This is a genomic window from Mangrovibrevibacter kandeliae (assembly GCF_024519155.1).
GTDB classification, from domain to species: Bacteria; Pseudomonadota; Alphaproteobacteria; order Rhizobiales; family Rhizobiaceae; genus Mangrovibrevibacter; species Mangrovibrevibacter kandeliae.
The window spans coordinates 21150-41761 of record NZ_JANIFJ010000005.1 but is presented as its reverse complement, the minus strand read 5'-3'; the positions used below and the strand labels follow the sequence as shown (position 1 = coordinate 41761).

18 protein-coding genes are annotated in these 20612 nt (G+C 68.4%); 11 read left to right on the top strand and 7 right to left on the bottom strand.

Annotated features, from left to right (window positions below; translation table 11 throughout):
• The first annotated feature begins 157 nt into the window (after positions 1 to 157).
• The 3 genes from NPA30_RS13790 (at position 158) to NPA30_RS13780 (ending at position 4014) form a co-directional block, all read left to right on the top strand.
• Positions 158 to 1189, top strand: coding sequence for a flagellar motor protein MotA (locus NPA30_RS13790; protein ID WP_256803306.1), 1032 nt, complete (start codon positions 158 to 160; stop codon positions 1187 to 1189).
• Between the two features lie 3 nt (positions 1190 to 1192).
• The gene (locus NPA30_RS13785; RefSeq protein WP_256803305.1) at positions 1193 to 2221 is read left to right on the top strand and encodes a peptidoglycan -binding protein; all 1029 of its coding nucleotides are present in this window, start codon (positions 1193 to 1195) and stop codon (positions 2219 to 2221) included.
• Positions 2222 to 2418: 197 nt separating this feature from the next.
• Positions 2419 to 4014 (top strand): putative bifunctional diguanylate cyclase/phosphodiesterase, encoded by a 1596-nt coding sequence (locus tag NPA30_RS13780; RefSeq protein ID WP_256803304.1) that lies wholly within the window; start codon positions 2419 to 2421, stop codon positions 4012 to 4014.
• A 34-nt stretch (positions 4015 to 4048) separates the two neighbouring features.
• Here NPA30_RS13780 and NPA30_RS13775 read toward each other — a convergent pair whose 3' ends face one another.
• On the bottom strand, positions 4049 to 5275 hold the full coding sequence (locus tag NPA30_RS13775) for a YeeE/YedE family protein (protein WP_256803303.1): 1227 nt from the start codon (positions 5273 to 5275) through the stop codon (positions 4049 to 4051).
• A 518-nt stretch (positions 5276 to 5793) separates the two neighbouring features.
• Between NPA30_RS13775 and NPA30_RS13770 the strand changes: the two genes are divergently transcribed.
• A complete protein-coding gene (locus NPA30_RS13770) occupies positions 5794 to 7878 on the top strand; it encodes an FG-GAP repeat domain-containing protein (RefSeq protein ID WP_256803302.1) in 2085 nt (694 codons plus the stop codon).
• A gap of 52 nt (positions 7879 to 7930) precedes the next feature.
• Here NPA30_RS13770 and NPA30_RS13765 read toward each other — a convergent pair whose 3' ends face one another.
• Positions 7931 to 9844 (bottom strand): ABC transporter transmembrane domain-containing protein, encoded by a 1914-nt coding sequence (locus tag NPA30_RS13765; protein ID WP_256803301.1) that lies wholly within the window; start codon positions 9842 to 9844, stop codon positions 7931 to 7933.
• A 62-nt stretch (positions 9845 to 9906) separates the two neighbouring features.
• On the opposite strand from NPA30_RS13765, the gene rpmE reads away from it, so the two are divergent.
• The gene (gene rpmE / locus NPA30_RS13760; protein ID WP_256803300.1) at positions 9907 to 10128 is read left to right on the top strand and encodes a 50S ribosomal protein L31; all 222 of its coding nucleotides are present in this window, start codon (positions 9907 to 9909) and stop codon (positions 10126 to 10128) included.
• Between the two features lie 64 nt (positions 10129 to 10192).
• Here the strand turns inward: rpmE and NPA30_RS13755 are convergent, their stop codons facing one another.
• From NPA30_RS13755 to rcdA, 3 genes are all read right to left on the bottom strand, one after another.
• Entirely contained in the window at positions 10193 to 10357 is a 165-nt protein-coding gene (locus NPA30_RS13755; RefSeq protein ID WP_256803299.1) for a hypothetical protein, read from the bottom strand.
• 164 nt (positions 10358 to 10521) lie between these two features.
• A complete protein-coding gene (locus NPA30_RS13750) occupies positions 10522 to 11250 on the bottom strand; it encodes a 3-keto-5-aminohexanoate cleavage protein (protein ID WP_256803298.1) in 729 nt (242 codons plus the stop codon).
• Between the two features lie 98 nt (positions 11251 to 11348).
• A complete protein-coding gene (gene rcdA, locus NPA30_RS13745) occupies positions 11349 to 11876 on the bottom strand; it encodes a protease adaptor protein RcdA (protein ID WP_256803296.1) in 528 nt (175 codons plus the stop codon).
• A gap of 409 nt (positions 11877 to 12285) precedes the next feature.
• On the opposite strand from rcdA, the gene NPA30_RS13740 reads away from it, so the two are divergent.
• A complete protein-coding gene (locus tag NPA30_RS13740; RefSeq protein ID WP_256803602.1) occupies positions 12286 to 13260 on the top strand; it encodes an NAD(P)H-quinone oxidoreductase in 975 nt (324 codons plus the stop codon).
• A 143-nt stretch (positions 13261 to 13403) separates the two neighbouring features.
• On the top strand, positions 13404 to 14099 hold the full coding sequence (locus NPA30_RS13735; protein WP_256803295.1) for a DUF1013 domain-containing protein: 696 nt from the start codon (positions 13404 to 13406) through the stop codon (positions 14097 to 14099).
• A gap of 124 nt (positions 14100 to 14223) precedes the next feature.
• Here the strand turns inward: NPA30_RS13735 and NPA30_RS13730 are convergent, their stop codons facing one another.
• Both NPA30_RS13730 and NPA30_RS13725 read right to left on the bottom strand, forming a co-directional pair.
• A complete protein-coding gene (locus NPA30_RS13730; RefSeq protein WP_256803294.1) occupies positions 14224 to 15009 on the bottom strand; it encodes an SDR family NAD(P)-dependent oxidoreductase in 786 nt (261 codons plus the stop codon).
• A 92-nt stretch (positions 15010 to 15101) separates the two neighbouring features.
• Entirely contained in the window at positions 15102 to 15908 is an 807-nt protein-coding gene (locus NPA30_RS13725; protein WP_256803293.1) for an SDR family oxidoreductase, read from the bottom strand.
• A 289-nt stretch (positions 15909 to 16197) separates the two neighbouring features.
• On the opposite strand from NPA30_RS13725, the gene NPA30_RS13720 reads away from it, so the two are divergent.
• The 4 genes from NPA30_RS13720 to phoB all read left to right on the top strand — a co-directional run bounded on the left by NPA30_RS13720 (position 16198) and on the right by phoB (position 20595).
• A complete protein-coding gene (locus NPA30_RS13720) occupies positions 16198 to 17337 on the top strand; it encodes a hypothetical protein (RefSeq protein ID WP_256803292.1) in 1140 nt (379 codons plus the stop codon).
• A 52-nt stretch (positions 17338 to 17389) separates the two neighbouring features.
• Positions 17390 to 18670 (top strand): ATP-binding protein, encoded by a 1281-nt coding sequence (locus tag NPA30_RS13715; RefSeq protein ID WP_256803291.1) that lies wholly within the window; start codon positions 17390 to 17392, stop codon positions 18668 to 18670.
• 439 nt (positions 18671 to 19109) lie between these two features.
• Complete coding sequence (gene phoU, locus NPA30_RS13710; RefSeq protein ID WP_256803290.1) at positions 19110 to 19844, top strand: phosphate signaling complex protein PhoU; 735 nt, start codon at positions 19110 to 19112, stop codon at positions 19842 to 19844.
• A 13-nt stretch (positions 19845 to 19857) separates the two neighbouring features.
• Positions 19858 to 20595 (top strand): phosphate regulon transcriptional regulator PhoB, encoded by a 738-nt coding sequence (gene phoB / locus NPA30_RS13705; RefSeq protein WP_256803289.1) that lies wholly within the window; start codon positions 19858 to 19860, stop codon positions 20593 to 20595.
• Positions 20596 to 20612 lie beyond the last annotated feature (17 nt).

Below are 20612 nucleotides of genomic sequence, written 5' to 3'. Positions count from 1 at the left end.
GCCGAGCGAGGCCGGCAGCGGCATCGCAGGTCGCTCCGCACGCTTTCGCATCCGGCCGCGATGCACTAGGTCATGACCTGAAGCCTTTCATGGTGGCATGGAAGGCTCTACGTTCCGCGGGAGGCAAGGCCCCCGAGGAAGAGTTTTCGGAAGCGCGATGCAGGTTTTCAGTTCGCCGCCAGACAACCGAACGCGCATCGACGGGGTCGACACCGGCCACCTTTCGAGCCCGCTCGTCTTCCTGTGGTCGATGCTGGTCTTTCTGGCGCTCGCCGGCTTCGTCGCCGCGATCCTCGGCAACCAGATCCGCACCGCCTTCTCGACCAACCCCGGCCTCAACGGCCTGATCATCGGCGTCCTCACGGTGGGCGCGGTCCTGGCGCTGATCCAGGTGGTGCGGCTGAGCCGCGAGGTGCGCTGGGTCAACGCCTATCGCAGCGGCGAGGGCGACTTCGAGACGATGCGCGCGCCGGTGCTGCTGGCGCCGATGCGCGGCCTCATCGGGCGCCGGCGAGGCCTGGCGCTGTCGACGCTCTCGTTCCGCTCGATCCTCGATTCGATCGCCACCCGGCTCGACGAGACGCGCGACATCTCGCGCTATCTCATCGGGCTTCTGGTCTTCCTCGGCCTGCTCGGCACCTTCTGGGGCCTGTTGCGCACCATCGGCTCGATCGGCGACACGATCCAGGGGCTGAACCCGGCCGGCGGCGACACCAACAGCATCCTCAGCGCCCTCAAGGCAGGTCTTGCCGCGCCGCTGTCGGGCATGGGCACCGCGTTCTCGTCCTCGCTCTTCGGTCTGTCCGGCTCGCTCGTCCTCGGCTTCCTCGACCTGCAGCTGGGACGCGCCCAGAACCGTTTCTACACCGAGCTCGAGAACTGGCTCTCCTCGGTAACGGACGTCGACACCGATGCCCTGCCGGCCGCCGTCGTGCCGCCGAACGGCAGCGAGGAGATGCGCGTCCTGTCGGAAAAGCTGAACCGACTGGTTGCCGAGCAGGGCTCGAGCCCGCGCACGAGTGCGGCGATGGCGAGCCTGGCGGAGAGCATCCAGGGCCTCGTCCAGCACATGCGCTCCGAGCAGCAGATGCTGCGCGACTTCGTCGAGGCACAGGCGGCCGAGCAACGCGAGTTGCGCGGCGTGCTCGACCGGCTGTCCAGCGCCATCGGCAAAGAGAGCGGAAGCTGATCCATGGCGTTGTCGCGCAACCGCCGCGGCGAGCGGCAGATCGACTACTGGCCGGGCTTCGTCGACGCGCTGTCGACGCTGCTTCTGGCCATCATGTTTCTCCTGTCGGTGTTCGTGCTGGCGCAGTTTCTCCTGTCACGCGAGATCACCGGCCGTGATGCCGTGCTCGAGCGTCTGAACAGCCAGATCAACGAGCTGACGCAGCTGCTGGCGCTGGAGCGCAGCAGTGCGCAGGACCAGGAGGACCAGATCGCCCGGCTGCAGGCCTCGCTCGCCGGGGCCGAAGACGCGCGCTCGCGCCTGCAGCGGGCCCTCGACTCCGGCAGCGGCTCGACCGCCGCGGCGACCCAGCGCGCCGACAGCCTGGCCGGGCAGCTGGACAGCGAGAAGCAGATCTCGCAGCGCGCGCAGGCCCAGGTCGAACTCCTCAACCAGCAGCTCGCCGCCCTGCGGCAGCAGCTCGCCGCGCTCGAAAGCGCACTCGACGTCTCGGAAACCCGGGACCAGGAGAGCCAGGTCAAGATCGCTGATCTCGGCCGCCAGCTCAACGTGGCGCTGGCGCAGCGCGTGCAGGAGCTGTCGCGCTATCGCTCCGACTTCTTCGGGCGGCTGCGCGAGATCCTCTCGGACCGGGAGAACATCCGCATCGTCGGCGATCGCTTCGTCTTCCAGTCCGAAGTGCTGTTCCCCTCCGGCTCGGACACCCTGCAGCAGGCCGGTCAGGACGAGATGATCAAGCTCGCCGACGCGATCAAGGAACTGGCGCGCGAGATCCCGTCCGACATCAACTGGATCATCCGCGTCGATGGCCACACCGACAACATTCCGGTGTCGAGCAACCGCTTCATCGACAACTGGGACCTGTCGGCGAGCCGCGCGGCCTCGGTGGTGCGCTTTCTGATCGCGCAGGGCGTGCCCGCTGATCGGCTGGCCGCGACCGGCTTCGGCGACGAGCAGCCGCTCGACACCGGCGACACGGTGGAAGCGCGCGCCCGCAACCGGCGCATCGAGCTGAAGCTGACCGAGCGCTGAGCGCGCGGCGGAGAGCTGCGCCGCTGTCCGGCGGGTCGACGGGCGCCTGAACGGCGGGGCGCGGGTCCGGCTCAAGAGGCTCCGGCGTTCGCAGCGCAGTCTTGCCGACACGACCGCAAAAGCCGGGCGTCGGACACGCGATCCGTTAAGGAATCCGGCTTAGTCTGCGAGCCGTATTGCTCCGAGCGGCCGGTTGGATGTCCTTTTCACTTCAGGATCGCCTCGCCTCGACACGACCAGGACTCCTCTACGCCGCCGGCGGTGCGGCCTTGGGGGCGCTGTTCTGCGTCTCCGGTTTTCTGATCGACATGCAGGTGCGCCACTGGCTGCATCTGCAGGCGGACCCCGTGCACGTCTTCACCTCGACGACGATGCACGTGCTGGCGCTGGTGGCGCCGTTCATCCTCGGTTACGTGTTCCTGCAGTTCGGCCGGCAGCGGCACGTCAACGACGAGCGCCTGCAGCAGCTCGGCCAGCTTGAGGCGCAGCTGCGCGACCGGGCGCGGCTCGACGAACTCACCCGGCTGTCGAACCGCAGCCACCTCATCCGCTCGCTCGAGCAGGGGATCGCCAGCCGCGAGTGGCACGCGCGCGGCGCGCTGGTCTACATGCTCGATCTCGACAAGTTCAAGCAGATCAACGACACGCTCGGGCACCGCGCCGGCGATCTCGTGCTGGCGGAAGTCGCTCGCCGCATCCAGAGGCTCTGCCGCAGCGAAGACATTCCCGTGCGACTCGGCGGCGACGAGTTCGTCGTCGTCCGCTTTCCCGAGGCGGGCGAGCGCCCCGAGGATTTCGGCGAGGCGCTCATCGCCTCGATCGGCAGCCCGATGGATCTGCAGAACGCCTTCCTGAAGCCTGGCGTCAGCGTCGGCGCGGCTCGTATCGGCGTCGACGGGGGCAACTGGTCGGACGTGCTTCTGTCCGCCGACCTCGCGCTCTACGTCGCCAAGAGCAGCGGCACCGGCTCCTTCCGTCCCTTCCAGCCGGACATGCGGCGCGCCAAGGATGCCGACGCCGAGTTGGCGGTCGACCTGCGCAAGGGCCTGGAGCGTGGCGATCTCGAGCTGCACTATCAGCCGCTGTTCTCCACCCGCACCGGCCGGGTGAGCAGCGTCGAGGCCCTCTGCCGCTGGCGTCATCCGACCCGCGGGCTGGTCTATCCGAACGAGTTCATCAGGCTCGCCGAACGCAACGGCCTGATCGTCGCCCTCGGCCGTGCCGTTCTGCACAAGGCCTGCGAGACGGCCGCGCTCTGGCCCGCGCCGGTGGGTGTGGCGGTCAACCTCTCGCCGCTGCAGTTCGAGGACGGCAATCTCGCGAGTCTCGTCTCCGGGGTGCTCGCCGAAACGGGTCTCGCACCCGGGCGGCTCGACCTCGAGGTGACCGAGTCGCTCCTGCTCGAGCCGAGCCCGATGGTTCAGCGGACGATGGACGAACTGCGTGCGCTCGGCGTGAAGATCACGATGGACGATTTCGGCACCGGCTTCTCGAGCCTCAGCACGCTGCGCCGCTTCCGCTTCGACCGGCTGAAGATCGACCGGTCCTTCACCACCGAGCTCGCCAATGCCGAGACGGCCGAGATCGTGCGCACCATGGTGCGGCTGGCGAGCACGTTGCGCATGGACACCGTGCTGGAAGGCGTCGAGACCGAGCAGCACGAGCTCTTCGCCCGGCTGGAGGGGCTCGACGAGGTGCAGGGCTACCGCTACGCCAAGCCGATGGCCGACGCCGACCTCCTGCAGCTCCTGTCCGCGCAGTGGCCGGAAGGCGAGGTCGCCGCGGTCGCCTGAGGCCGACCCCCGCGCGCCTCGCCCGTCGCCGCGCTCAGGCGCCGTCCGACCGGGCCACAGCCGTGCGTCTCTCACGGAAGAAGAACGGTCGCATGCCGACGCCGATGATGTTGCCGGCAAAGGCCGCGACGGCCCACAGCCAGCCGTGCAGGCTGCCGGAGGCGATCCCCGAGAAGTACGCACCGATGTTGCAGCCATAGGCGATGCGGGCGCCATAGCCGAGAAGCAGGCCGCCGATGGCGGCGGCGACAACCGAGCGCAGCGGAATGCGAAGGCTGGGCGCGAAATTGCCGGCCAGCGAGGAGGCCAGCATGGCGCCTGCGACGATGCCGAAGTCCATCACCGAGGTGACGTCGGCGAAGACGCTCGCCTGCAGCGCCTTGGCGTTGGCCGGCGCCTGCCAGTAGGCCCAGGCGGTGGGATCGACGCCGACGAGCTGTGCGATCTTGGCACCCCACAGCGCAAAGGCGGACGTGATGCCCCAGGGCCGCCCGGCGATCGCGAGCGTCGCAAAGTTCAGGAGGACGAGGGCGATCGCACCCGCGACGAGCGGCCACGGACCGCGCAGCCAGCGCGCCGGGCCCTGCCGCGGCGCGACGGGCGCCTGCTCGAGCTTGCCGTTGCGCCGCTTCTCCACGAGGACCGTTAGCCCGGCGATCGCCGCGAAGATCGCCAGCGACACCGCGATGCCGGCGGGCGCCCCGAGCGAGACGAGCGAATAGGGCAGCAGCGCCGGCAGGCTCGTCCACCAGTCGAAGTTGATGGTGGCGAGGAGCGAGCCGAGGATGAAGAAGGCCAGCGTCACCAGCATGCGGGCATTGCCGCCGCCTGCGGTAAAGAGTGTGCCGGAGGCGCAGCCGCCGCCGAGCTGCATGCCGAGCCCGAACATGAAGGCGCCAGCCACGACCGACAGGCCAATCGGTGAGACGAAGCCGGCGACGGGGTGGCCGAAGAGCGAACCGGAGGCGAGGGCGGGGAAGAAGAGGACGACCGCCAGCGCAAGCAGGATCATCTGGACGCGCAGCCCGCGCCCGCGCCCGTCGAGGATGAAGACCCGCCAGGCGGAGGTGAAGCCGAAGGCGGCATGATAGAGCGCAATGCCAAACCCGCCGCCGATCAGGAAGAGCGCCGCCTGCGGCATTCCTTCGGCGACGCCGAGGGTGAGCGCGCCGAGAACGAGCAGGGCAGCCGCCAAAAGGCCGGGTGTGCCGAGAACGGCGGGTGTGGGAACGCGCGGTGGCGCGCTGGCGATACTGGACATGAGGGGACTCCGTTGATCCGCCGAGTGTGACGTCTCGGGATGCCCAAGGCGACGAAGGATCGTCTGCAGATGCCGGGCGGAGGCAATTGGATTTGCGCTCGGCGCACGCTCCGGGAAATCAGGATGCGCCCCGGCCCGTTTCGGGCTCGGACGAGCGTCTCCGAGCCAGCGGCCTCGTGGGGGCGTCAGACGGTCGCGGCGGGCAAGCATTCGACTTGGAAACGGCTGCTCTTCGGCGGAAAGTCTGCCGAAACAAGTTGTTACCAAGTAATATTGATCAGGCGATCAGGGCCAGCTGTCAACGCGCGGTAGCATCCAAGTCGATTGACAACCACGTCCGCCGTTCCTAGTATTGCCCTTGTAAAGCTTTCCCACCCGCTTCCCAAATCTTTGAGGTCTTTCGCTCCCGCGACGCTGCGGGGGTACGGCTTCGTGTCTTCCAACATCCATTCACCCTGACTGCAGCGCCTCGGCACCGCAGCCCTTCGGGCTGTGCGAGCCCGAGGGAGGAGCGACGCATGACGATCGGTATAGACACGGTCAAGACTTACTGCCCCGCCTTCTACTTTCACGACAACGAAGGCTATTTCCCCTGCGGCATCGAGCATCTGCTGCAAGGCAGCGTGCTGAAGGATCGAAACGACCCGGGCTTCTCGCAGCCTTCGCCCAGCCAGGCCGATCTCGCGGCGCATCCCGCCGACAATTATTACGTCAGCATCGCCGCGTCCCAGTTCGCGGGCGATCTGGCGCACGCGCCGATCTACTACGCCGTACGCGAGTATCAGGACGCGGTGGAGCTGCACTACCTCGTCCTCTACGCCTTCCAGGGCGGGCAGACCTGCCGCGCGCTGCGCGCCGGCACAGAGTTCAACTGCATCGTCAAGACGCTCGGCATGCATCAGGGCGATCTCGAGCACGTCGTCGTCCGGCTCGTGCCGAAGAGCGGCGGGGGCTACGACGTCCTGCAGGTCGGCTACGAGGCGCATGGCGACATGCACTTCTATCCGACCCAGCGCGTCGCCTGGGAGGACGGCACGCATCCCGTCGTCAACGTCGCGCTGAACGGACACTCCTCGCAGAACCGCCTCGTCAGCGGCGACCGCGTGACCGAGTTCGAGCAGCCGGGCTCGGTTGCGATCATCTCCGCGCTCAGCGGCAGCGGCCCCTCCTGGCGACCCTACAAGACGGCGGACTTCAAGTTGCTCGGCCTCGACGGGTCGGGTCAGCCGATCGGCGACCAGGTGTGGGCGAGCTTCCGCGGCCGGCTCGGCGACAGCCAGGACAACACGATGGACAGCGCGACCTACTTCGACGGCAGCAACCTGTCGTCGCTCGACTGGTCGTTCGTGAAGCTCACCGACTGGGCAGCGCGGCTGTTCGACAAGTATCCGGACGACATCAAGCATGGCGATGGTCCCAATGGCCCGGGCGGACGAGACTGGGTGACCCCGGCCTCGGGCGTCCTCTACGGCGACCAGATGATCGTCCTCCAGCACACGGAAGACATGGGGCAGGGGCCCGGCGCGGTCGCCTGGCTTGCCGGCAACGTCGTCTCGACCGGCCGGACCGAGATCGTCCAGGGTTGGGCCAATCACTCCAGCCTCGGCATGATCGTCTACGGCAATGACGGCGGCAGCGGCCTGAAGACGCTGTGGGCGACGGGCGACATGGGGCAGGGCCCCGGCGCGGTCGCCTGGTTGACCGGCAACTTCATCGGCGACGAGCGCAAGGAGGTGGTCCAGTGCTGGGCCAACCATTCGAGCCTCGGGATGATCGTCTATGGCACCGACGGCCAGAGCGGCCTGAAGACGCTCTGGTCGACCGACGACATGGGGCAGGGACCCGGCGCCGTGGCCTGGCTCGTCGGCAAGTTCCTCGGCAACGGCAAGGACCAGATCGTGCAATGCTGGGCCCACCATTCCAGCCTCGGCATGATCCTCTATGGCAGCGACGGCGGCAGCGGCCTGAGGACGCTCTGGGGGACGGACGACATGGGGCAGGGGCCAGGCGCGGTGTCGTGGCTGGTCGGCGACTTCAACGGCGACGGCCGGGACGAGATCGCGCAGTGCTGGGGCAACGGCTCCCGTCTCGGCATGATCGTCTACGGCTTCGACGGCGGCTCCGGCCTGACGACGCTGTGGGCGACCGGCGACATGGGACAGGGCCCCGGCGCGGTCGCCTGGCTTGTCGGCGACTTCGTCGGGGACGGGCGCAAGGAGATCGTGCAGTGCTGGGGCAACGGCTCCCGTCTCGGCATGATCGTCTACGGCAGCGACGGCGGCAACGGCATGAAGACCCTATGGGCGACCGGCGACATGGGGCAGGGGCCGGGCGCCGTCGCCTGGCTCGTCGGCAACTTCCGCGGCGACGCGAAGTCGGAGATCGTGCAATGCTGGGGCAACGGGTCGAGCCTCGGCATGATCCTGTACGGCAGTGACGGCGGCAGCGGCATGAAGACGCTGTGGGCGACGGGTGACATGGGCGAGGGCCCAGGCGCCGTCGCCTGGCTGACCGGTAATTTTCGCGGCGACGACCGGGACGAGATCGTTCAGTGCTGGGGCAACGGATCGAGCCTCGGCACGATCGTCTACGGCACCGTCTGAGCGGGAGGGACGCGAGAGGCACCGACAGCCGCTGCTGCCGGTGCCGGCTTCGCTACTCCGCCGCGCTGACGAGGCCGCGGCTGCCGGCTTCGAACTGCAGCCGCGCGAGACGCGAGTAGAGCCCGTTGCGCGCGAGCAGGGTCGCGTGCGTTCCGTCCTCCACGATCCGGCCCTCGCTGAGCACGAGGATGCGGTCGGCCTTGAGCACCGTCGCAAGGCGGTGGGCGATGACCAGCGTCGTGCGGCCCTGCATCAGCGTCTCCAGCGCCTGCTGGACGAGGATCTCGCTCTCGGCATCGAGGGCGGAGGTTGCTTCGTCGAGCAGCAGAATCGGCGCGTCGCGCAGGATGGCGCGGGCGATCGCGATGCGCTGGCGCTGGCCGCCCGACAGCGTCACGCCGCGCTCGCCGATCTGCGTGTCGTAGCCCTCGGGCAGGTCGCTGACGAAGGCGTCCACCCGCGCCGCCCGGGCGGCCGCGACGATCTGCTCGCGGCTTGCCGCGGGATCGCCGAAAGCGATGTTGTCGGCGACGCTGCCGGCGAAGACCGTCACCTCCTGCGGCACGAGGGCGACACGCTGGCGCAGCGCGACGAGGTCGGCGTCGCGCACGTCCACGCCGTCGACGAGGATGCGGCCTGCGACCGGGTCGTAGAAGCGCTCGATCAGCGCGAAGACGGTCGACTTCCCGGCGCCGGAGGGGCCGACCAGTGCGACCGTCTCTCCGGGCCTCACCTCGAAGTCGAGATCGTAGAGCGCGGAGCGGTCAGGCCGGCTCGGATAGCTGAAGGACACGTCGGCAAAGCGCAGAGCCCCGCGAGCGGGAACCGGTAGCGCCTGCGGGTGGACGGGCGCCGCCACGCTCGGAACTTCCGCCAGCAGCTCGCCGAGCCGCTCGGCCGCCCCGGACGCCTGCGAAAGCTCGCTCCAGACCTCGGAGAGCGCGCCGAAGGAGCCGGCCGCGAAGACCGAGTAGAGCATGAACTGGCCGAGCGTTCCGGGCGAGACCGAGCCCGCCACCACCTGCTGCGCGCCGATCCACAAGACCACGACGATCGAGGCGAAGATCATGAAGATCGCAAACGCCGTCAGCGCCGAGCGCGCGACGATGGACGCCCGCGCTGCGCCGAAGGCGCCATCGACCGCCGTGGCGAAGCGGCCGGCCGCCGCGGCTTCGCCGGTGAAGGCCTGAACGGTGCGGAGTGCGCCGATCGCCTCGCTCGCATAGGCCGTCGCCTCGGCCAGCGTGTCCTGCGCAAGCCGCGAGCGTCGGCGGACGTTGCGCCCGAAGGCGACGAGCGGCAGCACGATCACCGGAATCGCCCCGACGACGATGAGCGACAGGCCGGGACTGGTGACGGCCATCATGGCGACCGCACCAAAGGCGAGGATGACGTTGCGCAGCGCGACCGACGCGGTCGCTCCGACCGCCGACTTGATCTGCGTCGTGTCGGCCGTGAGGCGCGAGACGAGTTCGCCGGACAGGGCTTGGTCGTAGAAGGCCGGCGAGAGACGGGTGAGATGCCGGAACACGTCCGTCCGCAGGTCGGCGACGACCCGCTCGCCGAGGGTGATGACGAAGTAGTAGCGTCCGGCGCTGGCGATGGCCAATACGCCGGCGAGCACCACCAGCATGGCGAAGTAGGTGTCGATGAAGGTGGTGTCGGAGCGCTCGAACCCGTGGTCGATCACCCGACGCACGGCGAGCGGCAGCGACAGCGTGGTCACCGCCGCGAGCGTCAGGAAGACGAGGGCCCCGGCGATCAGCCCCTTGTAGCGCAGCAGATAGGGTCCGAGATTGGAGAGCGGCCTCAACGTCCGCCGGCGTCTGGTGTCCGCAGCCTGCACCCTGTCCGTCTCCCCCGGGTCGATCTCGTGCCGCCCCTTGTGCCGTCCTGGGCGGTGATGTATAGGCTCGACCCCAGTTTTGAAAGCGTTCGCGCTTTCCAATCCATCACAATCCGGCATCGTGGGCGGCTTGGTCGCAGGCTCGGGCTTGACCGGACAGCGCTCGAACAGGACGTGAGACGATGAAGAAGAGCATTCATCCCGACTACCACACCATCACCGTCGTGATGACCAATGGCAGCAGCTACCAGACGCGCTCCACCTGGGGCAGCGAGGGTGACACGCTGAACCTCGACATCGATCCGACGAGCCACCCGGCCTGGACCGGCGGCAACCAGCAGCTGATGGACCGCGGCGGTCGCGTCTCGCGCTTCAAGAAGAAGTACGAGGGCCTCGGCATCTGAGCCTGGCCTCGCGCCGACGCAACGAACCCGGCCCTCGTGCCGGGTTTTTTGTTGCCGTGGTGCCCTACCGGCGACGACGGCCCGCCAGGGCAAGGAAGAGATCGTAGCTGGCCATCAGGGCCACAAGGCCGACGATCAGCACCAGATCCGGCTCGCGCGCCGGACCCAGGATCACGAAGAGGAACGCGGCGAGCGCCGCAAGCGAAACCGAGGCGACCAGCTTATCCATTGCGTTCGGCTCCCCCAGTGCCTGACTGTAAATGGATGACGGCAGATAGTTCGCAAGTCTTTATTTGTTGCCGATCCGGTGGCACGTTTGCAACCAAATCTTGAAGGAGGCCGGGGCGGGCGTGGATCGGTCTGTCCGGTCGGCCGGACATTTGAGAGCGGGCGTCACGGCCGGCGTTCGAGAACCTCGGCGCGCAACGCCATCGCGGCCCGCAGGATCGCGGCATTGTCCGGCGCCACCGAGCCGTCCTGAAGGTGCTGCCCGTCCTCGAGCCCCACTCGCGTCGACAAGCCGCGCTGGAAGGCATGCCTTGCCAGGGGCCAGACCGTCGCGTCGAAGCCGTGGAGCAGGATCGGCCGGCGCAGGCCGGCTTCGGCGAGCACATCGAGGATCGCATCCGCGGCGGCGAGCGCGGTGGCGGCATCCTGCTCCTCGAGCTCCACGAGCACCCGCAGCGGATGCATGGGCGGCTGCAGGCTGGCGAGCCGCCGGGCATCGGCGACGCTCGCCAGACCCGCCTCGATGGCGACACCCTTGTCGCGCAGCCGCGCCATGACAGCCGGGGCGTCCGGTTCCGAAAGATTGACCGAGGCGTGGTCCGGCAGATCGGTCCAGCCGTCGATCGCATCGAGCGTCGCCTGGGGCGAGCCCTCGATCCAAGCGCCGGTGGACGCCCCGATCAGCGTGCCGGGGCATGCGGCGCGCACTGCGCGGACGGTCTCGCTGACCGCGCGCAGGCTCTCACGCCCGCCGCGCCGCGCGTGGAGATGGAGTTCGGCGGCGCCGGCTGCAACGCAGGCGGCCGCGTCCTCGGCCATCGCGGCAGACGTGAGGGGAAGCTTCGGATGGTAATCTGAAGCGCGGGCGCCGTTGATGCAGGCCTGGACGATCACGTGTGATCCCTCCGCTGCGTCCCGCCAGCCGTCTGAAGAGCCGACGAACTGCATCAGCGGCCGCATTCGAGCGGAACATTGCGCCGTGCGGCGCGACGTCAGCTCACGATGGCGGTGCGCAGAAGGTCGATCTGCTCGGCCACCGGATTGCGAGACGTGTCGACCGCGAGCGCGGCGTCCCCGTAGATCTCGCGGTCCAGCATGGCGATCCGGCGCTCGAGCTTCATCGAGCGCTCCACCAGCGAGCGGAACTCCTCCGGCAGGTCGGTGTAGTACTGCGCGTCACGGCTGTTGCCGACGCCCTCGAGACAAACCTTCGACTTCTCCGCCTCGACCTGGGTGCGCGACATGTCGCCCTGGTTGGCGGCGCGCTGCAGGAGAAGCCAGGAGGCGACCTGCATCAGCCGGGTCGTCAGGCGCATCGACTCGGCTGCGTACAGCGTCGACGCGGCCTTTGAGAGGCGCTTGGCTTCCAGCCGCCCGAGACCGTCGAGGTAAGCTGCCGTCTCGTCGACGAGTGCCATACCCTCGTTGAAGAGGGTCTGGAACGATCGTGAGAAGGCCAGATGCTCCGCAAGCCGGATGGTGCGGTCGTCATCGCGCTGATCGAAGCTCTGCGTCGTCATGAGAGAAAACAGCCCTGCCTGCCGGAGACGAAACGGAGCCGGGCGCCAGATGCGCTGACTCGTTCGAGGCCCGAAACTGATTGCGCCCCGCCCGAAAAGCAAGCTGGCCGCACCCCGCTTGGTTAATGCAGCTTAACCGAATTCGTTCAACTTGCGAGGGACGCGGTAAGCCTGCGTTGCCTGTCGGCAAGCTTGGCGCAAAAAAAGAGCCGCGTGAGCGGCTCTCAGGAGTCTCAACAGGGAGGCGTCGAGCGATGCGGTTTCCCGCATCGCCATACCGGCAAATGCCCGACAATCGCTTTATCGCTCAGAAAGCTTAAGTACCGCTTAAAGCGGAATGGAATCCATTGGCAATTCGTAAAGCATGCAGCCCGGCGGGCGGGGAGCGGACAGGGTGATCAAGGAGACGATGAAGGCGGCGGTGCTGGATGGATTCGGCGGGCCCGAAGTGCTGACGCTCGCGGAGCGGCCCGTCCCGGTGCCAACCGCGGGCGAGGTGCTGATCGAGGTCCTCGCCGCCGGAGTCAATCGGCCGGACGTGCTGCAGCGCCTCGGCCACTACCCGCCGCCGCCCGGCGCACCCGATTGGCCGGGCCTCGAGGTCGCGGGACGCGTCGTGGGTCGTGGAACGGACGCGGGGCGGTATCGCGAAGGCGATCTCGTGACCGCGCTGGTGTCCGGGGGTGGCTACGCGCAGTTCTGCACCGCACCCGAGGGCAGCGTGCTGCCCATTCCGGCGGGGCTCGATCCTGTGGCCGCGGCCGCGCTGCCTGAGACCGTCTTCACCGTCTGGCACAATCTCTTCCAGCGCGGCGGCCTGAAGGAGGGCGAGACGGTGCTCGTGCATGGCGGCACGTCGGGCATCGGCACGATGGCGATCCAGCTGGCCTGCGCCTTCGGCGCCACCGTGTTCACGACTGCGGGGAGCGCCGCCAAGTGCGCGGCGGCCGAGCGACTGGGCGCCGCGAAGGCGTTCGACTACCGCCGGATGGATTTTGTCGCGGCGGTGCGGGACGCGACTGACGGACGCGGCGTCGATCTCATCCTCGACATGGTCGGCGGCGACTACGTGCAGCGCAATCTCGTCGCGGCTGCCGAAGACGGACGAATCGTCCAGATCGCTCATCTCTCCGGCAACAGGGTCGAGCTCGACATCGGTCTCGTGATGCGCAAGCGGCTGACCGTGACGGGCTCCACCCTGCGCAACCGGCCCGCCGCGGTGAAGGCGGCGATTGCCCGCGAGGTGGAGGCGAAGGCCTGGCCGCTCGTCGCTCAGGGGCGTGTGCGCCCGCTGATCGAGGCGACCTACCCGCTGGAGCAGGCCGGCGACGCACACCGCCACATCGAGCGCGACCACATCGGCAAGATCGTCCTCTCGATGTGAACATCCGGCGCTGATCCGACGACTGCGCCGGCACTTTTCTTGATTCAGCGCCGCCGAGCGCCTATAGAAGGGGCAATTCCCGGACAATGTGGTTTACCCCACGGCCCGCCTCTCCGGGGCGGACGATCAGGAGACATTTATCCATGGCGCAGCAACTTCTCATGCCGAAGGCGACTGCCGTCTGGCTGGTGGACAACACCGCGTTGTCCTTCGACCAGATCGCGGAGTTCTGCACGCTGCACCCGCTCGAGGTGAAGGCGATCGCCGACGGCGATTCGGCCCAGGGCATCAAGGGGCTCGATCCGGTGATGACCGGCCAGCTGACGCGCGAGGAGATCGCCAAGGGCGAGAAGGACACGAATTATCGCCTCAAGCTTGCGCCGCCGAAGGTTCGTGTGCCCGAAGCCAAGCGCAAGGGGCCGCGCTACACGCCGGTGTCCAAGCGCCAGGATCGGCCGAACGCCATCCTCTGGCTGGTGCGCAACCACCCGGAGTTGAAGGATCCACAGATCTCGCGGCTCGTCGGCACGACGAAGCACACCATCCAGCAGATCCGCGAGCGCAACCACTGGAACTCGGCCAATCTCCAGCCGATGGACCCGGTGACGCTCGGCCTGTGCTCGCAGATCGATCTCGACCTGGAGGTCGAGAAGGCCTCGCGCGACCTCCCGCGGCCGGAGGAGGCCGAGGAGGAGCGCCTGCTCGCCGCCTCGCAGACCCAGAACTATCGCCCCGAGGCAAGCCGCTCGGACGAGGACGAACTCGATGCGGCCGCCGTCTTTGCCAAGCTGACCTCGATGCGCCGCACCGAGCCCGAGGACGGCGACGAACTGGAATAGGTCAGGCCTTCGCCGGGGCAGGGCGCTTCCTTGCCCCGGCGTGCCCAGCCCTTGCGGCATCCCCCCAATTCAGGTGACGCTGTCAGACGCTTGCCGGGCATTCGGTCTTGAGGTGGCGCGTCGCTCAGTCTTCGACCGGCACAGTGTAGTTCAGCGCAAGCCGGCCGCCATCGGCGAAGATCGTCTCGCCCGTGATGTAGCTTGCATCTTCGGAGGCGAGAAAGGCCGCGATCGAGGCGATCTCCCGCGGTTCGGCCACTCGTCCGAGCGGGGTGCGGGCGAGAATGCCGCGCATGGCGTCCTTGTCGCGGGCCACCGAGCGCAGGATGTCGGTCATGATCGAGCCCGGGCCGATCGCGTTGACGCGGATGCCGTATTTCGCAAGCGACAGCGCCATCACCTTGGTGAGCTGCGTGAGGCCGCCCTTCGAGACGCAGTAGCCGACCTGATCGGGTATCGCGACCTCGGCATTGATCGACGACATGTTGATGATCGTGCCCGCCGGCCCGCCGGCCTCCACCCGCTCGACCATGTGCTGGGCGACCGCCTGGCCGCACAGGAACGCGCCTTTCAGGTTCACCCGCAGAACGCGGTCGAAATCCTCCTCCTGAAGCTCCAGGAACCCCGCCTTGTGGACGATGCCTGCGTTGTTGACGAGGATGTCGACCTCGCCGAAGCGGTCGAGCGTCGCGGCGAGGAGGTTGCGGGCGTCGAGGCGCTCGGAGACGTCAGCACTGAGGAATGCGACCTCGCCGATCTCCGCCAGCTCTTCCACGGCCTGGGCGCCTGCCTTCTCGTCGATGTCGGCCAGCATGACGCGGGCGCCGTCGCTCGCAAATCGCCGGGCGATGGCATTGCCGATGCCCTTCGCCGCCCCTGTGACGATCGCCACCCGTCCGTTCAGCGCCATTCTCGTCTCCTTCGGCTTGCGGGATCATCCTGCTGTATCGCCCGTCTTACATGGGAAGCGGCGCCCTGCGCCAGAAGCCGCCGGCTGCGCGTTCACCCGTTGCCGCGAAAGCTCGGGTAGAGGGTCATGCCTCCATCCACCGTCACGGTCTGGCCGACGAGGTAGTCGGCTGCATCCGACACCATCCAGGCGACCACCCGGCCGACATCCGCCGGATCGCCAATCCGCCCGTAGGGGATGAGCTCCAGCATCTTCGCTTCGTTGTCGCGCCGTTCGTCGGCATTGATGCGCGTCGCGATCGCCCCGGGCGCGACGGCATTGACGCGGATCTTCTCGTTCGCGACCTCCTGCGCCAACGACTGCATCAGGAGCGCGAGCCCGCCCTTGGAGGCGGCATAGTTCACCCGGCCCGCCCAGGGGATCACCTGGTGGACCGAGGAATCGAAAACCAGCTTGCCGAGGGCCCGGCTGACCTCGGCGCGCATCCCCTTGGCGCGGAACCGGCGGATCGCCTCCCTGCCGACGAGGAAGGCGCCCGTGAGATTGACGCCGATCACCGTGTTCCAGTCCTCGATCGTCATGTCGGCGATCGCTGCATCGCGCTGCAGGCCGGCGTTCGACATGACGATGTCGGGGGACCGGAATTCTCTCTCGCACGCGTCGAAGAGCGCCGCGATCTCCGCCTCCTGCGAGACGTCGGCCTTCACGGCGACGGCGCGTCGTCCGAGCGCCTCGACGCCTGCCACCGTTTCTTTCGCCCCGTCTTGCGAACTGTGGAAGTTCACCACGACGTCGGCGCCGGCGCGCGCGAGTTCGATGGCGCTCGCCTGACCGATGCCGGAAGAGGCACCGGTCACCAGTGCGACCTGTCCGTCGAGGCGAAAGAGATCGGCCGTCATGCGCGTGGCTCCGCTGGTGGCGTAGAGAGGACGGTGCGGGAACGTCGATGCCGTCGAAAAGGCTGCGTCCAGCGCTGCGCGAGGCCGTGGCCGGTGGACAATGCGTGCGAATCGTCGGATTGCTGCAAAGGATCGGGTCGTTGCCGAAACAAGCGCGGGCATGAGGCTCGGGCGGCCGCTGGGCGCCACGGCCTCGCAGGTCGCGCTGCTCGCCGATACACCGGTCCGAGCGCGGATCCGGGGCGGCAGGCGCTGCCTCGTCCACGTCGACCGTTCGTCCGAGGGAAGTATGAGCGCGATCGAGGCCAGCATCCGGCGCACCTTGGAAGCCGGCGACGCGAGCGATCCGGCGTTCCGCGAGCGCGTCTACATCGCCTCGCGCAACGCGCTGGAGCGGCTGATCCAGCGCGAGAGCCTGTCGCATGAGGATGCCATGGCGCAGCTGCAGCGCCTGGCGGACGCCCTGGTGAGCATCGAGACCGACTACGCCGAGCGCGCGGCTGCCTCGAACGCCGCGGCGCCACCCGACGAACGCGCCGCAGACGAAATCGAGCCGCAGGAGGCCGAGGCGTGGCCGCAGGAGGACTGGGACCCGGACGCGCCGGCCGCGGGCGGCCTGGACTACGACGGAGCTGACGATGTCCCATCATCGGCGGACGATCCGGACGGGCTCGAGCCACACGGCTACGTGAGCGACTGGGAGCAGGCCGGATGGGGGCACACCGGCTGGAGCGAGACCGAGTGGCACGGTCGATCCGACGGCACGACCCCGGCGCCGGAGCCGGAGCCGCAGGACGAGACGGCAGCCGCGCCGGAGTGGATCGAGCCTCCGCCACAACCGCCCGTCGTCCGCCGTTCGCTGACGCGCCGCATCCCCGTGGCGGTGTGGATGGTGGTTGGGCTCCTCGCCGTCGTGCTGGCGGGGGGCGTCATCTGGAGCCTCGTGCTCGGCCGGCCGCTGCTGCCGACCGAGGCCGAACTCGCGGGAACCGGGCAAGGCGACTGGATCGAGCTCTTCGGGGGCGGCGACCTTCAGGCTGTGACCACCGCTGACGGCGCGCGCGCCGAGGCGGTGACGCGCCGGGACGTCGCGGCGCTCGGCATCGCGTCGGCGGAAGACGGTGGAGGCGAGGTGGCGATCGCGATCGGCCCTGGCCTCCTCCCGCGGCTCGCGGGCCGCCGCATGAGCGTCGAGATCGAGGCGGGCTCGCCCGACGGCGCCGAACGGGTCTTCGGCGTGCGCTGCCTCGTGGCGGGTGAGAGCGTCTGCGGGCGCCAGCGCTTCGCCACCGCCCAAGCGAACGAAACCTTCCTCTTTGAGACGGACCTGCCGGAGCGTCTGGACGCGGCGAGCCTCGGCATCGATCCGGGCCTCGGCACACCAAAGACGCTCGACCTCTACCGCGTGCGGGTCCGCCCGGTCCCCTGACGTCGGCCACGGCGGGCGTGCCTGCACCACTTCCAAGCATCGGCCGATCCTCATGTCCCTGCCATCTCCATCCGAACCAAGACAGCCGCTGCGTCGGCTGCGTGCCGCCCTGACCGTGCGCGCGCTGCTCGCCGGCGCCGCGGGCTTTGCGGGAGTCGCCCTCCTGCAGCCGGAGGCCGCTCCCGTTGCCGCCGGCGGCTTCGTGCTGCTTGCCGCTTGCGTCCTCTGGCCGCGTCGCATCGCGCCGCGCGCCATAAGCCCGAAGCGGCCGGCCCTCGAGCGCCGGCAGATCGTCCTGTGGCCCGAGGCCGGCATGAAGGCGGTGGTCGAGACCATGCGTCAGCCGGCGCTGATGCTCGACCGCAACATGATGCTGCGCTACCGCAACTCGATGTCGGAGCGGGCCTTCGGCAGCATGGCGCTGGGCGATCCCATATCGCTGCGCTTCCGGGCGCCGGAGCTGCTCGCGGCCATCGAGGCGGTGATCAAGGGCTCGGGGCCGGCCAGCGTCGGCTATACCGAGCGCCGACCGACGGAACGGACCTGGTCGGTCGAGATCGCCCCCATTCCCGCGCCGCAGGGCGAGGCGCCGTACTTCTTCCTCGTCCTGTTCCAGGATCGCAGCGCCGAGCGGCGGGTGGAGCGGATCCGGACGGACTTCGTCGCCAACGCCAGCCACGAGCTGCGCACACCGCTCGCCTCGATGCGCGGCTTCATCGAGACGCTGCAGGGGCCGGCGAAGGACGACGCGGCGGCTCGCGTGCGCTTCCTTGCCATCATGCACGAGCAGGCCGCGCGCATGTCGCGGCTCATCGACGACCTCCTGTCGCTGTCGCGCATCGAGATGAAGCGAGACGTGAGGCCGGAGGAGCGCGCCGACCTCAAGGGCGTCCTGCAGGAGGTCTGCGAGATCCTCGGACCGCTTGCCGAGGAGAACGACGTCGTCCTCGAATGGCAGCCGCCGGCCGAGGACTTCGTCATCAACGGCGACCATGACGAGCTGATCCAGGTGTTCTCCAACCTCGTCGAGAACGCCTGCAAATATGGCAGCAGCGGCGGGCGGATCGTCCTGACCCTCGCGGCGGTCCAGGAGGGCGGCGCCCGCTACTTCGATGCGTCGGTGCAGGATTTCGGCCCGGGCATTTCGGCCGAGCACGTGCCGCGCCTCACCGAGCGGTTCTACCGCGTCGACGTCGACGCCTCGCGGCTGAAGCGCGGCACCGGCCTCGGCCTGTCGATCGTGCGCAACATCCTGGTGCGTCACCGCGCCCGGCTGGTGGTGACCTCGAAGATCGGCGAGGGATCGACCTTCACGGCCCGCTTCGCACGCTGAAGCAGCGGCAGGCTGGCCTCGTCGCGCGCCGTCTCGATCGAAGATCGGCCATCGTCTTCAAGGCCTTCCGCCTTTATATTCCTGCTATAAAACCGACACATGAAGGTCATCCGACGCTGCTAGGGCTGCAGCGGACCGGCTTTGCCCTTCGGCAGAGCGCGCATCCGGTCCGAGCCGCTGACGGAGGGATGCTCGGCTTGCGCTCGGTCGGGTCACCCGGCGTAGATCCACGAGGATGGCCGCTCAGGAGAGTTCGCGGGGACCCGTGACCGTCGTCCGTCGTGTCGGGGCGGACCGCCTGTCAGGTCTCCGCCGTCGCAGGCGGGCGGCATGGCGGTCGACTTCGGCGAGGCGGATGGACTATCGAATGTCCGGCGACGGGCCGGCGCAAGGACGACATCACGGGCGGCTTCGGCCGATCCTCGAAGGAGATGGTGACATGGACGAGCACATCGTCAAATCCTACGACGAAGAGCTGAAGCAATTGGTCCGCCGGATCTGCGAGATGGGCGGCCAGGCCGAGCGCATGGTCGAGCAGGCGGTCTCGGCGCTGATCCACTCCGACCTCAGCCTCGCCCAGTCGGTGGTCGCCGAGGATGTGATTCTCGACGCCGCACAGCGGGACCTCGAGGAGCGGGCGATCGTGACCCTCGCCAAGCGTCAGCCGATGGCCCTGGATCTTCGCGAAGTGGTCGGTGCGATCCGCATCTCCAACGATCTGGAGCGGATCGGCGACCTCGGCAAGAACATCGCCAAGCGGGTCATCGCCGTCCACGACTACAGCTATCCCGTGCAGCTCTCGCGCGGCATCGAGCATCTCTCCGAGCTCGCCCTCGATCAGCTGAAGGAGGTGCTCGACGCCTATGCCGAGCGCGACCACAAGCGCGCCGAAGCGATCCGGGTGAACGACGAGCTGATCGATTCGATGTACACCTCGATCTTTCGCGAACTCCTGACCTACATGATGGAGGATCCGCGCAACATCACGGCCTGCACGCATCTCCTGTTCAGCGCCAAGAACATCGAGCGCATCGGCGATCACGCGACCAACATCGCGGAGACGATCTACTATATCAAGACGGGATCGACTCTGGACAACGAGCGGCCGAAGGACGACCGCACGCCGTCGGTGACCGTCGCGCCGGACGCGGATCGTCCGGCGACGTCGTTCTGAGCGGCCGCCCTCGATGTCGGCGCGCATCGCAGTCGTTGAAGACGAAGAAGCCCTGGCGATCATTCTTCGCTACAACCTGGAATCGGAGGGCTACACGGTCGACACCATCGGACGCGGCGACGAAGCGGACGTCCGGCTGAAGGAGGAGGTGCCCGACCTCCTGATCCTAGACTGGATGCTGCCGGGCCTGTCCGGCGTCGAGCTCTGCCGGCGGCTGCGGATGCGGCCGGAGACCGAGCGGCTGCCGATCATCATGCTGACGGCGCGCGGCGAGGAAAGCGAGCGCGTGCGCGGCTTGTCGGTCGGGGCGGACGACTACGTCGTCAAGCCGTTCTCCACGCCGGAACTCCTGGCGCGCGTGAAGGCGATGCTGCGCCGGGTGAAGCCCGAACGCATCTCGAGCCAGCTCTCGGCGGGCGACATCGACCTCGATCGCGAGACGCATCGCGTCCGGCGCGCGGGACGGGAGGTGAAGCTCGGGCCGACGGAGTTCCGCCTGCTCGAGTTCCTGATGCAGTCGCCTGGCCGCGTGTTCTCGCGCGAGCAGCTGCTCGATGGCGTGTGGGGCCGGGACATCTATGTCGACGAGCGGACGGTCGACGTTCATGTCGGCCGGCTGCGCAAGGCGATCAACCGCGGTCGCCAGCGCGATCCGATCCGCACCGTGCGCGGCGCGGGCTATGCGCTCGACGAGCACTTCGTCGCCGCCAAGGCCAACGCCAAGGTGGAAAGCGTCGGCACGCCGGCCTGAGTGCAAGGGACGCGTCC

What these genes read in the sequence shown, in the direction of transcription:
- NPA30_RS13740 (WP_256803602.1), top strand. Translation starts at nt 12,286, where the DNA reads ATGAAGGCGGCGGTGCTGGATGGATTCGGCGGGCCCGAAGTGCTGACG.
- NPA30_RS13765 (WP_256803301.1), bottom strand. Translation starts at nt 9,844, where the DNA reads ATGCCGGATTGTGATGGATTGGAAAGCGCGAACGCTTTCAAAACTGGG.
- NPA30_RS13725 (WP_256803293.1), bottom strand. Translation starts at nt 15,908, where the DNA reads ATGACGGCCGATCTCTTTCGCCTCGACGGACAGGTCGCACTGGTGACC.
- phoU (WP_256803290.1), top strand. Translation starts at nt 19,110, where the DNA reads ATGGACGAGCACATCGTCAAATCCTACGACGAAGAGCTGAAGCAATTG.
- NPA30_RS13790 (WP_256803306.1), top strand. Translation starts at nt 158, where the DNA reads ATGCAGGTTTTCAGTTCGCCGCCAGACAACCGAACGCGCATCGACGGG.
- rpmE (WP_256803300.1), top strand. Translation starts at nt 9,907, where the DNA reads ATGAAGAAGAGCATTCATCCCGACTACCACACCATCACCGTCGTGATG.
- NPA30_RS13770 (WP_256803302.1), top strand. Translation starts at nt 5,794, where the DNA reads ATGACGATCGGTATAGACACGGTCAAGACTTACTGCCCCGCCTTCTAC.
- NPA30_RS13775 (WP_256803303.1), bottom strand. Translation starts at nt 5,275, where the DNA reads ATGTCCAGTATCGCCAGCGCGCCACCGCGCGTTCCCACACCCGCCGTT.
- NPA30_RS13735 (WP_256803295.1), top strand. Translation starts at nt 13,404, where the DNA reads ATGGCGCAGCAACTTCTCATGCCGAAGGCGACTGCCGTCTGGCTGGTG.
- NPA30_RS13715 (WP_256803291.1), top strand. Translation starts at nt 17,390, where the DNA reads ATGTCCCTGCCATCTCCATCCGAACCAAGACAGCCGCTGCGTCGGCTG.
- NPA30_RS13755 (WP_256803299.1), bottom strand. Translation starts at nt 10,357, where the DNA reads ATGGATAAGCTGGTCGCCTCGGTTTCGCTTGCGGCGCTCGCCGCGTTC.
- NPA30_RS13730 (WP_256803294.1), bottom strand. Translation starts at nt 15,009, where the DNA reads ATGGCGCTGAACGGACGGGTGGCGATCGTCACAGGGGCGGCGAAGGGC.
- rcdA (WP_256803296.1), bottom strand. Translation starts at nt 11,876, where the DNA reads ATGACGACGCAGAGCTTCGATCAGCGCGATGACGACCGCACCATCCGG.
- NPA30_RS13785 (WP_256803305.1), top strand. Translation starts at nt 1,193, where the DNA reads ATGGCGTTGTCGCGCAACCGCCGCGGCGAGCGGCAGATCGACTACTGG.
- NPA30_RS13780 (WP_256803304.1), top strand. Translation starts at nt 2,419, where the DNA reads ATGTCCTTTTCACTTCAGGATCGCCTCGCCTCGACACGACCAGGACTC.
- NPA30_RS13720 (WP_256803292.1), top strand. Translation starts at nt 16,198, where the DNA reads ATGAGCGCGATCGAGGCCAGCATCCGGCGCACCTTGGAAGCCGGCGAC.
- phoB (WP_256803289.1), top strand. Translation starts at nt 19,858, where the DNA reads ATGTCGGCGCGCATCGCAGTCGTTGAAGACGAAGAAGCCCTGGCGATC.